At 62.4% G+C, this 14,286-nt stretch carries 13 protein-coding genes and 2 pseudogenes; 4 read left to right on the top strand and 11 right to left on the bottom strand.

The window, feature by feature from the left end; genetic code table 11:
• Positions 1-3: 3 nt before the first annotated feature.
• Positions 4-2,505 carry a DNA ligase D gene (gene ligD / locus ACF8EA_RS09910; protein WP_392521840.1) on the bottom strand — a complete coding sequence of 834 codons (2,502 nt, stop codon included), beginning with the start codon at positions 2,503-2,505 and terminating at the stop codon, positions 4-6.
• 127 nt (positions 2,506-2,632) lie between these two features.
• On the opposite strand from ligD, the gene ACF8EA_RS09905 reads away from it, so the two are divergent.
• Together ACF8EA_RS09905 and ACF8EA_RS09900 are read left to right on the top strand one after the other, a co-directional pair.
• Positions 2,633-3,097 carry a phosphotransferase system, HPr-related protein gene (locus ACF8EA_RS09905; RefSeq protein ID WP_392521838.1) on the top strand — a complete coding sequence of 155 codons (465 nt, stop codon included), beginning with the start codon at positions 2,633-2,635 and terminating at the stop codon, positions 3,095-3,097.
• Entirely contained in the window at positions 3,094-3,318 is a 225-nt protein-coding gene (locus ACF8EA_RS09900) for a metallothionein (protein ID WP_021784718.1), read from the top strand. Before ACF8EA_RS09905 ends, ACF8EA_RS09900 begins: the two co-directional genes overlap by 4 nt.
• Before the next feature lie 108 nt (positions 3,319-3,426).
• Here ACF8EA_RS09900 and ACF8EA_RS09895 read toward each other — a convergent pair whose 3' ends face one another.
• Genes ACF8EA_RS09895 through ACF8EA_RS09880 form a run of 4 tightly spaced genes read right to left on the bottom strand, consistent with a single transcriptional unit; the run spans position 3,427 to position 7,401 of the window.
• Complete coding sequence (locus tag ACF8EA_RS09895; RefSeq protein WP_392521837.1) at positions 3,427-4,380, bottom strand: lysylphosphatidylglycerol synthase domain-containing protein; 954 nt, start codon at positions 4,378-4,380, stop codon at positions 3,427-3,429.
• Entirely contained in the window at positions 4,380-5,582 is a 1,203-nt protein-coding gene (gene clsB, locus ACF8EA_RS09890; protein ID WP_392521836.1) for a cardiolipin synthase ClsB, read from the bottom strand. The genes ACF8EA_RS09895 and clsB overlap by 1 nt, the downstream gene beginning before the upstream one ends.
• Positions 5,579-6,352, bottom strand: coding sequence for an endonuclease/exonuclease/phosphatase family protein (locus ACF8EA_RS09885; protein ID WP_252461365.1), 774 nt, complete (start codon positions 6,350-6,352; stop codon positions 5,579-5,581). The genes clsB and ACF8EA_RS09885 overlap by 4 nt, the downstream gene beginning before the upstream one ends.
• Positions 6,349-7,401 (bottom strand): DUF72 domain-containing protein, encoded by a 1,053-nt coding sequence (locus tag ACF8EA_RS09880; RefSeq protein WP_392521835.1) that lies wholly within the window; start codon positions 7,399-7,401, stop codon positions 6,349-6,351. Before ACF8EA_RS09880 ends, ACF8EA_RS09885 begins: the two co-directional genes overlap by 4 nt.
• Positions 7,402-7,430: 29 nt before the next feature.
• On the opposite strand from ACF8EA_RS09880, the pseudogene ACF8EA_RS09875 reads away from it, so the two are divergent.
• A pseudogene (locus tag ACF8EA_RS09875) lies at positions 7,431-7,562 on the top strand (Clp protease); the annotation flags it as partial.
• 1 nt (position 7,563) lies between these two features.
• Here ACF8EA_RS09875 and ACF8EA_RS09870 read toward each other — a convergent pair.
• Positions 7,564-7,962, bottom strand: a complete 399-nt coding sequence (locus ACF8EA_RS09870) for an NUDIX hydrolase (RefSeq protein WP_252461368.1) — start codon at positions 7,960-7,962, stop codon at positions 7,564-7,566.
• A 295-nt stretch (positions 7,963-8,257) separates the two neighbouring features.
• On the opposite strand from ACF8EA_RS09870, the gene ACF8EA_RS09865 reads away from it, so the two are divergent.
• Positions 8,258-8,527, top strand: a complete 270-nt coding sequence (locus ACF8EA_RS09865) for a DUF6555 family protein (RefSeq protein ID WP_252461369.1) — start codon at positions 8,258-8,260, stop codon at positions 8,525-8,527.
• A 78-nt stretch (positions 8,528-8,605) separates the two neighbouring features.
• Here the strand turns inward: ACF8EA_RS09865 and ACF8EA_RS09860 are convergent, their stop codons facing one another.
• From ACF8EA_RS09860 to ACF8EA_RS09840, 5 genes and pseudogenes are all read right to left on the bottom strand, one after another.
• A complete protein-coding gene (locus ACF8EA_RS09860; protein WP_392521833.1) occupies positions 8,606-8,776 on the bottom strand; it encodes a hypothetical protein in 171 nt (56 codons plus the stop codon).
• Between the two features lie 249 nt (positions 8,777-9,025).
• Entirely contained in the window at positions 9,026-11,080 is a 2,055-nt protein-coding gene (paaZ, locus tag ACF8EA_RS09855; protein ID WP_392521831.1) for a phenylacetic acid degradation bifunctional protein PaaZ, read from the bottom strand.
• 37 nt (positions 11,081-11,117) lie between these two features.
• Positions 11,118-12,350, bottom strand: coding sequence for an OprD family porin (locus tag ACF8EA_RS09850; RefSeq protein WP_392521830.1), 1,233 nt, complete (start codon positions 12,348-12,350; stop codon positions 11,118-11,120).
• Positions 12,351-12,389: 39 nt separating this feature from the next.
• A pseudogene (locus tag ACF8EA_RS09845) lies at positions 12,390-13,958 on the bottom strand (cation acetate symporter); the annotation flags it as partial.
• Positions 13,949-14,257: a DUF485 domain-containing protein gene (locus tag ACF8EA_RS09840; RefSeq protein ID WP_135198517.1), complete on the bottom strand. Its 309-nt coding sequence runs from the start codon at positions 14,255-14,257 to the stop codon at positions 13,949-13,951. The gene ACF8EA_RS09840 and the pseudogene ACF8EA_RS09845, both read right to left, overlap by 10 nt.
• Positions 14,258-14,286: the final 29 nt, after the last annotated feature.

The following is a 14,286-nucleotide window of genomic DNA, read 5'->3' as shown; positions in this document are numbered from 1 at the left end:
TCATCATTCGAGCCCTAGCTGCTTGCGCATGCGCGCGGTGATCGACTGGCGTACCTTGCCCATGTCGGCCCAAGGGTCGTCGACCTCCGCCAGGCGCTCGCGCAGGTTGGTGATGTTCCACTGGTTGGCGGCTTTGATGTGCGCCAGCTCATCACGCCAGATAGGCACCGATACAGGCAGCCCCTCACGGGCACGCAGTGAGTAGGCGCACGCCGTAGTGGCGCCCTTGCCATTGCGCAGGTAGTCGATGAAGATGCGTCCCACGCGATTTTTCGGCCCCGACACCGCGCTCAGGCGCTCCGGAAACAGCTTGGCCAGGTAACCGACGATGGCGTGGCTGAAGTCTTTGACCTCGTCCCAGCCGGCTCGCCGGGTCAAGGGGACAACGACGTGAATACCCTTGCCACCACTGGTTTTCAGGAACACCTTCAGGCCCAGTTCGTCTAGCAGGGTGAGGGTCAGTTGGGTCGCCTCCACCATCGCCTTCCAGGGCAGCGCGGGGTCAGGGTCCAGGTCGAGCACGAAACGGTCCGGTTTGTCGAAATTCTTGTCCGTGGCGTTCCAGGTGTGCAGTTCCAGCATGTTCATCTGCACCGCGCCCAGCAGCGTGTCCGGGCGATTGATGACCATCGCCGCCTGGCCTGCCTCGGCCTTTTCGTAGCTGAGTACGTTGGGTATATGCAGCTGGCCCGCGTTTTTCTGGAAGAACAGCTCTCCGCCCAAGCCGTCCGGGGCGCGCACCAATGCCACCGGGCGGTGCTTGAGCTGGGGCAGGATCCACTGGCTGATGCCGGCGTAATACTCGGCAACCTCGCGCTTGGTCACCCCAGTTGAAGGGTCGATGACCCGGTTGGGGTGGGTCAGCCGCAGTTCACCCAAGTTTTCAGGCGCCTTGGCCTGCTTGTTGCGGTTGGATACAGCCTTGGCGGGCATGGCGCGCTCCAGGTCAATGGCGGTTGCTGCCTTGTCATCGCGCAGGCCGTGGAATACCGAATGGCGCACGATGCCGTCACGGGTCATTTGGGCATAGGCAACTTCGGCCAACAGCTGCGGCCGCAGCCAGTGCACACCACGCGCCTGGGCACCGGCGGGCGGCGAGGGCAGGGCTGGCTTGGCGATTTCCAGGGGCTTGAGCCGCGCGTGGATGCTGGCCAGTGTCGTGGTATTGAAGCCGGTGCCAACCTTCCCGGCATAGCGCAGCTCGCCACTGTCATTGTCGTGCAGGGCCAGCAGCAGGGCCCCAAAGCCGCTGCGGCTGCCTTTGGGGTCGGTGTAACCGACGATCACGAATTCCTGGCGTTGCTTGCACTTGAGCTTGATCCAGTCCGGGCTGCGGCGGCCGCTGTAAACACTGTCAGCACGCTTGCCGATCAGGCCTTCCAGCTTCAGCCGGCAGGCACTTTCGAGCAGTGACTCGACAGGTTCGTCGAAGTCGGCAGAATACTTGATGACGTCGGAATGGTTGTGCTCAAGCAGTTGGCGCAATGTATCGCGGCGATTTTGTAGCGTTAGCTGCCGCAGGTCCTGACCGCCCAGAAATGGCAGGTCGAACAGGTAATAGGTGATGTGTTCGTCGTGCTCGGTATCGAAGGCGTTCTGCAACGCCTGGAAGTCAGCCATGCCATTCTCATCAGCCACCACCATTTCACCGTCGAGCCAGGCCGAGTCGATACCGAGCGCGCGCAGGGCGGCAACCTGCCGGGGCATCTTGCTGCTCCAGTCATGGCCGTTGCGGGTGAACAGGCGGATGTCCTGGCCCTTGATGCGGGCCAGGATACGGTAGCCATCGAACTTGACTTCGTAGCGCCAGTCGCCGCTGGGTGGAGAATCCACTAGCGTGGCCAGCTGCGGCTGCAACTGCGCTGGCAACGGTGCAGTCTGAGCTTTGCCGGGGCGTTTACGACTACTGCGCGGTGTAGCGGCTTTTTTTGCAGCGGGTTTGCGTGGCAGTAGCGTGCGCTCGCTGAGCACGCTGTCGGGCAGGGCCTCGACAATGCTGTACTCCGCTTCGCTGCGCGCCTGGGCATCGTGTGACTTGACCAGCATCCATTGCTCTTTCTTGCCGGCCAACTGGGTGCGGAATAGGTTCCACACGCCGCCAAGCTTCTCACCTTGCAGGCGGAAACGCAGCTTGCCTTTGGCGTAGGCTTCATGCGCATCGCCTTCAGGCTCCCAAATGCCACGGTCCCAGACGATCACATCGCCTGCACCATAGTGGCCTTCAGGGATATGCCCCTCGAAATCGGCGTAGTCCAACGGGTGGTCCTCCACATGCACTGCCAGGCGGCGCACCTTGGGGTCCAGCGATGGGCCTTTGGGGATCGCCCAGCTTTTCAAGGTGCCATCGAGTTCCAGGCGGAAGTCGTAGTGCAAGTGGCTGGCGTCGTGTTTCTGGATGCAGAACTGCAGCGCATGAGCCCGCTTGCCCCGGATGCGTTTGCCGCTGGGCTCGGGTGTGGCGTTGAAGTTGCGCTTGCGCGCGTATTCCTGCAGGGGCTTGGCCATGGCGGGCTCCGGGCAGATCACAGTCTCTAAGGTGGGAGGCGTCGGCCGAGGCGGTAGTTCAAAAAACTCTGAATCTTCCGTGAGCTGGCGCAGTCGACCGAATGAAGCCAACTGATGGAGAACGCACATGGCCCGACCCGATGAACCTAAGCCGTACACACCCAGCGAAATCGATGACACCGAAGACCGCATGGGCAGCGTGCATGAGCTGGATTTCGATGAACGCCTGGATGAGCGTGAAGGGCGTGTGGGCGACGAACGACCGGCCGCCGAAGTCGCCCGTGAGTTTCCCCCCCGACGCGTGGCGCAGAGTGGCATGACCGGCGGCGAGGCGCTGAGTGACAGCCAGCATGAGGACAATGTCACCTATGACGATTTGAGCCCGGACACGCTGCTTGACGAAACCGGTGCCCGCGATCCCCACGAGCCGGGCGGCAGAGGCGGCCCGACAGACCAACGCCTGCGGCAGGTGGATGCCGATGAGATTGGTGGCGGCATTGGCCTGGACGAGGCCGAACTGGCCCGATCCGCGCCGCTGGATGGGGTGCCCTGGACCGATGATGTGATTGACGACGAGGAGAGCAAGCCATGAACGATCAACGCTGCGCGTGCACGCACTGTTCCTGCACGGTGGATGCCAATGCCTTGGAGCGCGACGGCAAGGCATATTGCTGCGAGGCCTGCGCCACCGGCCACCGCAATGGTGAGCCATGCCGGATGCAGGACTGCCATTGTGGTGACAAGCCGGGCGAGAGCGCGGTGGACAATGCGCTGGATGAAACCTTCCCGGCGAGTGATCCGATCTCGCCCTGAAGCCGATAGGCGGACTGCCCTTCCAGGCGATCGCCCATCAGGGGACAACGTGCTCTGGCACCGGCTTTGCCGGTGCCACGCAACGCGTCACATTTGCCCCAGGGCACATCAGGTCTGAGCAGGCTTGTCGCGCCGGCGCATGGCCTTGGCGCGCTTTTCCAGGATCAGGTAGGTCACCACCGCCAACAGCAGCGGAATCAGGTAGTACAGCGTGCGGTAGCCGAGCAGGGCAGCCACCAGCGTGCCTTGGGCCATCTGCCCGTGCAGCAAGGCCAGAAACACCGCTTCCAGCACACCCAGCCCCGCCGGAATATGCGCCACCACGCCAGCGACGCAGCTGATCAGCAATATGCCCAGAATCGACGGGTAGAACGCTTCGCCCGGCAGCAACCAGAAGATCAGCAGCGCCATCAGTGCCCAGTTGCTGGCACCCAACGCCACCTGGCACAGCGCCAGACGCAGCGAGGGCAGCGTCACTTCGTGGTCGCGCCAGCTCCAGGTACGCTTCTTGGCAACACCACAGGCCAGCAGGTAGCCGCCCGCAATTGCCAGCAACAGCAGCCCGATCAGGCGCAGGCCTGTAGTGCCTACCGCCCAATTGCCGGGCATCTCGACCAGGCCCAGGGCGAAGACGGTGCCGGCAAGCAGCATATAACCCATCCAGTTGGTCAACAGGCCCAATGTGAGGATTCGCGTAATGGTCGCGGTATCCAGGCCCAGTCGGCCATAGAGCCGGTAGCGCAAGGCGACCCCGCCTACCCAGGTTGTGAAGTTGAGGTTGAAGGCATAGCACACGAACGCGACTGGCAATACCTGTCGGGCAGGTAGTGTATGGCCGGTGTAAGCCCGGGCCAGCAGGTCGTAACTGGCGAACGCGAGATAGCTGCACAACGCGATCGCCAAGCCGATGGCCAGGGTGCCAGGTTTGTAGGCCAGCAAAGACTGGCGTACTTCATTCCAGTCCAGATTACGCGCCAGCAGGTACAACAGCACAGGGATCAGGATCAGGAACGCAAGCGTAAACAAGCGTTTGCCCCAGGTTTGCCAGCTTTTGCGCGCCATCAGGAGTTGCCCTCGTGCAGTTTGCCCTGGGGTTCGACCTCCGGCTGCACCGAGCGCAAACGCTGCCGATGCGCAGGGAACCAGCCCGCAATGCGCGGGAAGTGGCGGATCACGTGGAAGCACGCGAAGATCAACGGTGCCCGCCACCAGTAGCCGCGAATAATGCGCTCCAAGGTGACCGGTTTGCATTGCTCGCTGGCCAGAGCCTGCAAATGCTGGTGCAGTTGCTGGTTGAAGGCCCGATCACGAATGAACAGGTTGGCCTCCAGGTTGAACGACAGGCTCAGAGGATCGAGGTTGCTGGAGCCAACGGTGACCCATTGGTCGTCCACCAGTGCCACCTTGCCGTGCAACGGCCGCTGGCAGTACTCATGAATCATCACGCCGTCGCGCAGCAGGTAGTTGTACAGCAGGCGCGACAATGCCCGTACCCAGCGCATGTCAGGCTGGCCCTGCAAGATCAAGTGAACCTCCACGCCACGCCGGGCCGCGTTACGCAACTCACGCATCAACCGATAGCCTGGAAAGAAGTACGCATTGGCGACCACGATGCGTTGCCTGGCCTTGCGAAAAGCCTGAAGGTAGTGCGCTTCTATATCGTTACTGCGCATCCCGTTGTCGCGCTCGATCAGCACAGCGTCGCTACCCCCGGCAGGCTCGGTAACCGGGCGTACAGCACTGGGGGGCTGCAGCACGGGGGACATCAGGCGCTTGCTGGAGGCATGTACCTGCGCCACCACCGGGCCGGTGACCTCCACGGCATAGTCCTGCTTGGCCATGGCACCAAAGTCGCCCAAATGGTCGGCGCTGTAGTTGATACCGCCGATGAAGGCCCGCTCACCATCGACCACCACGATCTTGCGGTGCAAACGGCGGAACAGGTTGGTGCGCATGCCCAATAACCGGGGTTGTGGATCGAACGCGTGAAAGCTTACGCCCGCGTCGGTCATCGCTGAAATGAAGTCCGCCGGCAGGTCGGCTGTGCCGTAACCGTCCGCGGCCACTTCCACGCGCACCCCGCGTCGGGCAGCGTCGATCAACACCTGCTGCAGTTGCTGACCCACCTTGTCGTCGAAGATGATGAAGGTTTCCAGCAGTATTTCTTCCCGCGCCTTGGCCATGGCCTCGAATACGCGGGGGTAGTACTGTTCGCCGTTGATGAGCAACTGCACGCTGTTGCCTTCTACCCAAGGTCGGTTCACAGGTTGATCTCCGCAGCCAGTGGTACGTGGTCGGACAGATGCGACCACGGGTATTTGGACAGCACCTGAGCCGCGCCCGGTATGGCGTTACGCACGTAGATGCGGTCCAGGCGCAACAACGGCAGGCGCGCCGGGAAACTGCGCGCCGGGGTGCCGAAGGCCTCTGTCAGGTGTTCGCTCAGCACCGCGTCCGCCTTCAGCCGCCAGTCGTTGAAATCACCGGCGATGATGACCGGTGCTTTGGGCGGCAGGCTGGCCAGCAGGTCCAGCATCAGCTTTACCTGGCTCTGCCGGTGGGCCTCCCGCAGGCCCAGGTGTACGCATACCGCATGCACCTCGTCATGGCCCGGCACCTCCAGCTGGCAATGCAGCAGGCCACGCTGTTCATTGCCCTGCACCGAGACATCCAGGTTGTCGAAGCGGCTGATGGGGAATTTCGACAGCAGCGCGTTGCCGTGATCGCCATGGGGATACACGGCATTGCGGCCATAGGCGAACTGCGGCCACATGCTGTCGGCCAGAAACTCGTATTGCGGCGTTTCTGGCCAGGCAGGGTGGCGCAGGGCATGCTGCTGATGACTGCCGTGCACCTCTTGCAAAAACACCAGGTCGGCGCCGGTGGCCCGTACGGCCTCGCGCAACTCGGGCAAGATGAAGCGCCGGTTGAAGAAGGTGAAGCCTTTGTGCACGTTCAGCGTCAACACATTGAGCCGGCGTACAGCGGTCACCTTGTCGATGATGCAGCGTGGGGTGGGCAGGGGCTTGTTCACAAGGCCACCTCCGGCACCATGCCAGGCTCGGTCATCAGCTCATGGTCCAACGACAGCTTTTGCAGCAAGCGCCTGGCGTCGTATGGCGCGTGAACCTTCTGGTCGTTGTCGAAGTAGCAGTATACGTCCCGTGCCGCACGCCGAGGCGGCGGCCCCGGCACGACCAGGTGGGCATCGTCCGCCTGGGTACCTTCGCTCCATTGCTGGATACGCTGCTTCCAGCGCCGCAGCGCGCGTGCGGTATATCCGCTGCTGTACAACTCCACATCCCCGTGCAGGCGCATGTAGACGAAGTCGGCGGTCACATCTTCGACACAGGGCCACTTGCCGGCGCTGTCGGCAACCACCAGCGCCACGCGATGCTTGCGTAACAGCTTGATGAAGGCTTCGCAGAGAAAACTCTCGTGGCGGATTTCCACGGCGTGACGCAAGCGTGCATTGCCCTTGATGGCAAGGCTGCCATTGCCCTTGAGGCGTTCGGCGCAGCCTTGGGCGCGTTCACGGGCCGCTTTGCGGGTGTGAGGCAGCAGATCGAAAAACCGGGCAAAACGGTCTTCATCGAACTTCATGCTGGGAGGGAACTGCCACAGGAATGGCCCGAGCTTTTCGCCCAACAGCAGCGGCCCGGAGGCAAAAAAATTGGCTACTGGCTCTTCGATGTCCTTCAGCCGCCGCACATGGGTGATATAGCGCGGCCCCTTGACCGCGAACACGAAGCGGTCCGGTGTTTGTTCACGCCAGCCCAGATAACGCTCGGGCGTTTGCAGGCTGTAGAACGAGCCATTGATCTCGATGCTGTTCACCGCCCGTGAAGCGAATGCCAGTTCATCGTCCTGCTTCAGGCCTTTGGGGTAGAAATCCTTGCGCCAGGGGCCATAGCGCCACCCGGAGATACCGATGCGAATATCGCTCACGCTGCCGTCCTCACTGCCGGTTCCTTGTTCGGTCGCTCTGAAAGTGCGACCGGCAAGGGCCGGCAAGGGTTCACAACGCTTGACCAACGGAACTGCTGACGCCGAGTTGAACTTTGCGGCAACTGGCGTCTCCACCGCATACCCGCTTCATGGCAGGGTGCCAGGACCAAGTGCGCTATCTAATGGCCTATCCCAGGATACTGGCGCCGCAGGAAGCGCTGGCAAACGGGATGATCCACGCAATCGACGAGATGCCGATCGAGGCGGATGCAGCTCAGTGGAGTGTGCACGCTTAGCTTACCGAACTGACGCCGCAGTGCCCGGGTCACAAGCCAGCAAGGAACGGATCAGGGACTTGATCTCGCCCTTCACCGCAGCCACCTGGTCCAGGTGGGCAAAGCGGCAATCGGAAATTTCATGCCGGGCCTTGGGCTGCGGTGCGTCGGCAAACTCCGCTGCGAACACGTAATGCATCCGTTCTGGCGTTTCGTGGCGCATCAACAAAATCAGCGACTCAGCCTGTAGGCCGGTCTCTTCCAGCAACTCCCGCTCGGCGGCCTGCATTGGCGTCTCGCCGGGTTCGATCTTGCCGCCTGGAAGGGTCCAGGGCGCGTTGGGCTTTCTTACCCACAACCATTTATGGCGCTGCTTGCCATGCCGGCAAATAATGGTGGCGCGATGCTTGACTGGCTTCATTCAGGCTCCTGGGCGAGTCCCTTATTGCATGAAGTTTGGGCGTTGGTTGGCAATGAACGTTGCGTTGAAGCTGACGAACGGTCACCTCCGTCACAAAAACATCTTGCCTGCGTGTTTTTCATGCCCCCGGTCAGCTGACGCCAAAGCCACTGAGCGCAACATGAGCCGGGGTCTCGGAACCTAGGCAGGGCACACATTCGGCCACTGGTACCAAAGGTTCGACAAAATTTTGAATCTTCTGGTCACGGCCCGATCAATCAGAATGTCATCCATGGAGAAGAGGAGGCCCCCTGCGATGCCTAGCCCACAGCTGTACATAATTGATTACAAACTGCATGGCCAGCCGCGCAGTTTCATCATTCGCCTGGAACGCCTGGATAATGCCGAGGCCTGGCATTGGGCAAGTTGTGATGCGGGCATCGGCATCATTCCCAAGTTCGGGCGCGAGAAGATCAGGAAGGTCAGTCGGCCGATGGCCGAGCGTTATGGCATTACCGCCGTGAGCTGGCGGATTTCGGGGAGCAAGCCCAACCAGTCGGTGGGCGATCCGGCGGCGATGGTTTAATCCCTCGCCTGCACTGGGTACAGGAAACTGCAGGAGCGGACGTGCCCACTCCTGCAGGATACGTTGATGCTCATGTTGTCATGCGCCGGACTCAGGGTCGCTGGCCGGGACGCCAGGGCGGTTTTCATCGTCATCCGTCACATTGGGGTCGGCATCAGGATCGTCTGCCCTATCGTTGCGTCTATCAGGCTCCAGCTCCGGCCAGTCATCTTCAACATTGCCGCCGCCCATTCGCAGTAGGGAATTCATGGTGCAGTCCTCGTTCATGATCGTCATGAATTGAGATCGACAGGTGCACGCCATAGATCCACTGGGCAATGGCAGTCGCTGACCAACGGTTTCAGTTGCCTGAGTACTTCACTACAGCCACGTACGCGCACTTCCCAAGTGCCTTGGGCAGCTACTGGCCTCTTCGCGGGTGAACCCGCTCCTAAGAGGGCGCTGTGCAGTACCGGGCAAAGGCGGCTTGCCCGGGAAGAGGCCGGTAGCTTCAACCCATCATTCTGGCTTTTTCAGCACCAAGGTCAGGATGTCATAGCTGGCCACCAGTTCACCCAGCTGATTGGTTACCTCCACATCCCATGCCACCACCCCCTGCGGCTGCCCCAGCGGGCTGGTCTTGCCCTGGTCGATCTTGCGCTTGCAGGTCAGGCGCGCCTGGATGGTATCGCCAATGCCCACCGGGTTGATGAAGCGCAGGGTGTCCAGCCCATAGTTGGCCAGCACCGGGCCGGCACCGGGCGACACGAACAGCCCGGCCGCTGCCGACAGTACGAAGTAACCGTGGGCAATGCGTTTACCGAACTGCGACGCCTTGGCGGCGATTTCGTCGAAGTGCATATAGAAATGGTCGCCGGAGAGGCAGCCGAAATTAACCAGGTCAGCTTCCGTCACGGTGCGGCGATGGGTGAGCAGCGACTCGCCGATACGCAACTGCTCGAAGTAGCGACGGAACGGGTGCACTTCGGTTTCGATCACTTCGCCGCCGCGCACGTACTCGCCGGTGACCGCCGTGAGCATGCTCGGCGAGCCTTGTACTGCCGCGCGCTGCAGGTAGTGCTTGACCGCACGCAGGCCACCCAGCTCTTCACCACCACCGGCGCGGCCCGGGCCACCGTGCTTGAGCTGCGGCAGTGGCGAGCCGTGACCGGTGGACTCTTTGGCAGCCTGGCTATCGAGCACCAGCAATCGGCCATGCCAGGCAGCAGCCACCGGGATAGCCTTGGCGGCCACGTTGCGGTCGGCGGTGACCAGGGTCGCCACCAGGCTGCCTTTGCCACGGGCAGCCAGTACCAAGGCCTCGTCGAGGTCGTCATAGGCCATCAGCGTACTGACCGGGCCGAACGCTTCGATGTCGTGGGCGCCGCCCTCGGCATGTGGGTCGCGGGCCTGCAACAAGGTCGGGGCAAAGAACGCGCCTTCAGCCACGCCTTCGCCACGCGGGGCAAAGCCATCGCTGGCGCCGAACAACTGATCACAACTCTGCAGCAGGCTGCGCACCCGCTCGCCAACGTCGCGCTGCTGGTCATGGGAGGCCAGGGCCCCCATGCGCACACCTTCCAGCGACGGGTCGCCAACCACGACCTTGCTCAGGCGCTCGCGCAGGCGGGTGGCAACGGCATCCAGGTGCCTGGCCGGAACGATCGCGCGGCGGATGGCGGTGCATTTCTGCCCGGCTTTAGTGGTCATTTCACGCACCACTTCCTTGATGTACAGGTCGAACTCTTCGCTGTCCGGTGTCACGTCCGGGCCGAGGATGGCGCAGTTGAGCGAGTCGGCCTCGGCAGTGAACGGCACCGAGTTGCGAATCAGGTTGGGCGTCACGCGCAATTTGGCAGCGGTATCGGCAGAACCGGTGAAGGTCACCACGTCCTGGCCTTGCAGGCGGTCAAGCAGATCGCCGGTGCTGCCTATCACAAGCTGCAGGCTGCCTTCGGGCAGCAGGCCGGAGGCGTTCATCAGGCGCACCACGGCCTCGGTCAAATAGCTGGTCGAGGTCGCCGGCTTGACGATGCAGGGCATACCGGCGAGGAACGTCGGGGCAAACTTTTCCAGCATGCCCCAGATGGGGAAGTTGAACGCATTGATGTGCACCGCAACGCCTGCCCGTGGCACCAGGATGTGACTGCCGGCGAAATGGCCTTGTTTGCCCAAGGGTATAGCAGGCCCTTCGTGCACCAGGTTACCCGACGGCAGCTCGCGGCTGCCGATGCCGGCATAGGAGAACAGCGTGGCGTTGCCGCCTTCGATATCGATCCAGCTGTCGGCCCGGGTGGCGCCGCTGTGGTGCGACAGGGCGTAGAGCTGCTCCTTGTGCTCGGCCAGGTACAGGGCCAGGGCTTTGAGGCGTTGGGCACGTTGTTGGAAATCCATGCCCATCAGCGAGGCAAGACCGCGCGCACGCGCGTAGTCCACAGCTTCGGCGAAGTCTGGGCGCTCTTCATGGCTGTAGGCCAGTACGTGGCCGTCGAGGGCGCTGCGCAGGGCCTGGGCGCCGTGCTGGCCGAGCCAACGGCCGGCGATGAAACTTTGCAGAGTAGGGGCGGCAGACATGCTGTTCTCCATGCTGTTCAAAATGTGAGGGGCGCTGTTACCACAGCGCCAGGGTGTAGCCGATGATCAGGCGGTTTTCGTCCACGGCGTTGGTCAGGCCGTTGCCGGAGCGGAAGGTGACATTGCGCCAGCGCAGGCTGACGTCCTTGAGCGGACCGCTCTGAATGACATAAGCGATGTCGGTGTCGCGCTCGCGCTCGCGGCCATTGGTCACGGTGGCAGTTTCGGCGTGGCGACCGTCGGTGTAGCGGGTCATGAAACTCAGGCCGGGGATACCCATGGCAACGAAGTCGTAGTCGTAGCGCACTTGCCAAGAGTCCAGCCCGGCCCGGGTGAAGGTGTTGTAGGTGACCAGGTTGACGGTGAACGGGTCGCCGCCGTTGACGAACGGGAAGGCGCTGTCACCGGACATCTGCTGCCAGGTGGCGGTGAACTTGTGCGCCCGTACGCCCAGGGTAAACATGGCGTTGAAGTTACGGTTGTCGATGTTGCCGGCACGCTCGGCACCGTCGTTGCGGCTGTCGAAGTAGCGCAGGTCGCTGCGCAGGCTCACGCCTTCTGCCAGTGGGCGGGTGTCGATCAGCCCGACGAATTGCTGCCGGTAGATGTCCTGTAGCTTGGCGTAGTAATAGCTGACCGTGGTTTGCGGGGTGATGGCGTAGCTGCCACCACCAAAGTCCAGGTGGTCACTGCTGGCTGCGCCATAGCCGATATCATCGCGACCAGAGGAATCGCGCAGATTGGCCTTGGTCAGGCGTCCGGCATTGAAGGTGAGGCCATCAAGGTCCTGACTGGTGAGCAGCCCCCCCTGGAAGGTGGACGCCAGCAGGCGGGTGTCGTTGTACACCACCACCGGCAGGATCGGCTGCAAGGTGCCCAGGCGCAAGGTGCTCTTGGACACACGAACCTTGCCGGTCAGGCCCAGCTCACTGTAGTCGTCGACCGGTTCGTGGCTGTTCGGGCCAAACGGCAGCAGGCCGGTGTTACGACGGTCGCGGCTGGAGTCGAGCTTGATGCCCAACTGGCCCAGGGCGTCCACGCCAAAGCCGACCGGGCCCTCGGTGAAGCCCGACTCCAGCTTGGCGGTAAAGCCCTGGCCCCATTCCTCGGCCTTGGCCTGCGGGGCGTTGCTTTGGCGGAAATCACGGTTCAGGTAGTGGTTGCGCAGCTCCAGGCGAGCATGGTTGTCGCCGATGAAGTCGGCCAGCGCGGGCATGGGCAGGGCGAGGGTGGCCAGCCAGGCGGCTGACAGGAAGTGTGTGCGGTTCATTGTTGTTGTTTTACCCGACATGTCTGTTCGTCCTTGAAGTCAGTGTTTGCTGGCGCCAGCTGCGCCGATACCGGTCATGGAGCGGATGAACTGGCCCAGGTAGCGACCACGCTCTTCAACGGCACGTTCGGAGCTGTCGGTAACCGAGAATACCCAGGCACTGAGGAAGGCCAGGCTCATGGAGAACAGCGCCGGGTTGCTGTAGGGGAACAGCGCCGTTTCGTTGTGCAGCACGTTGACCCACACCGCCGGGCCCAGCACCACCAACAGCACCGCCGAGATCAGCCCGGCCATGCTGCCGCACACCGCGCCGCGAGTGGTCAGGCCTTTCCAGAACATCGAAAGGAGCAGCACCGGGAAGTTGACCGAAGCGGCCACCGCCAGTACCAGGCCGGAGAGGAAGGCAATGTTCTGCGACTCGAACATCAGGCCCAGGATCACTGCCAGCAGGCCGATGACCAGTGTGGCAATGCGCGACACGCGCATTTCCTCTTGCTCGGTAGCCTTGCCTTTGCGCATCACGCAGGCATACAGGTCGTGGGACACTGCCGAAGCCCCGGACAGCGCCAGGCCGGCGACCACCGCCAGAATGGTGGCGAAGGCCACGGCAGAGATGAAGCCGAGGAACAGGTTGCCACCCACGGCCTGGGCCAGGTGCACGGCGACCATGTTGCCGCCGCCGATGATTGCGCCGGTGGCGTCGCGGTAGGACGGCTCGGTGCCGACCATGACGATGGCGCCAAAGCCGACAACGATCAGCAGCAGGTAGAAGTAACCAATGAAACCGGTGGCGTAGAACACGCTCTTGCGGGCTTCCTTGGCATCACTGACAGTGAAGAAGCGCATCAGGATGTGCGGCAGGCCAGCGGTGCCGAACATCATGCCCAAACCGAGAGAAATGGCGTCCACCGGGTTGGACAACAAGCCGCCTGGGGCCATGATCGCCTGGCCCTTGGCATGCACGGCCACGGCGCTGGCAAACATGGCCTCGGTGCTGAAGCCGAAGTGCTTGAGCACCATGAAAGCCATGAAACTGGTGCCCGACAGCAGCAATACCGCCTTGATGATCTGCACCCAGGTGGTGGCGAGCATGCCACCGAAGGTGACATAGGCAACCATCAGCACGCCAACCAGCATCACGGCGTACAGGTAGCTGATGCCGAACAGCAACTCGATCAGCTTGCCGGCACCGACCATTTGCGCCACCAGGTACATCAGCGCCACAACCAGAGTGCCGAAAGCCGAGGTCAAGCGCACCGGGGTTTGCGCCAGCCGGTAGCTGACCACATCGGCAAAGGTGTACTTGCCCAGGTTGCGCAGGCGCTCGGCAATCAGGAACAGGATGATCGGCCAGCCTGCCAGGACACCGAGGGCATACAACAGGCCGTCGTAGCCGTTCATGAACATCATCGCGGAAATGCCCAGGAACGAAGCGGCACTGATCATGTCCCCAGCGATCGCCAGGCCGTTCTGCATGCCGGTCAGGCCGCCGCCGGCGGTGTAGAAGTCGCTGGCCGAGCGGGTACGCAGGGCAGCCCAGCGGGTGACCAGCAGGGTGAAGCAGACAAACACCATGAACATCGAAATGGCTGTCCAGTTCATTGTGCGCACTCCTGCTTGACCTTGTCGTTGAGCGGGTCGAGCACGTTGTTGGCGCGGTGCACATAGATGCCGGTCAGGGCAAAGGACAGCAGCACCATCAGCACGCCCACCAGCATGCCGACCGTGGTCACGCCGCCGCTGAGGGAATGGCCGAGGGTGCTGGGCGAGAACGCGACCAGCAGGACGAAGCCGTAGTAGACCACCAGCATGGCCAGGGTCAGGCTGCCGTTCAGGCGGCGTTTGCGCCGTACCAGGTGCTGGAAGTCGGGGTGGTTGGCGATGCTTTCTATGCGTTCGGGTGTCATGGCAAGCGATCTCTTGGTTTTGTAATTGT

It is taken from the genome of Pseudomonas sp. YQ_5, assembly GCF_043103305.1.
GTDB lineage: Bacteria > Pseudomonadota > Gammaproteobacteria > Pseudomonadales > Pseudomonadaceae > Aquipseudomonas > Aquipseudomonas putida_Y.
Note: the sequence above shows the minus strand (reverse complement) of the source record. Positions and strands in the feature narration are given on the sequence as shown.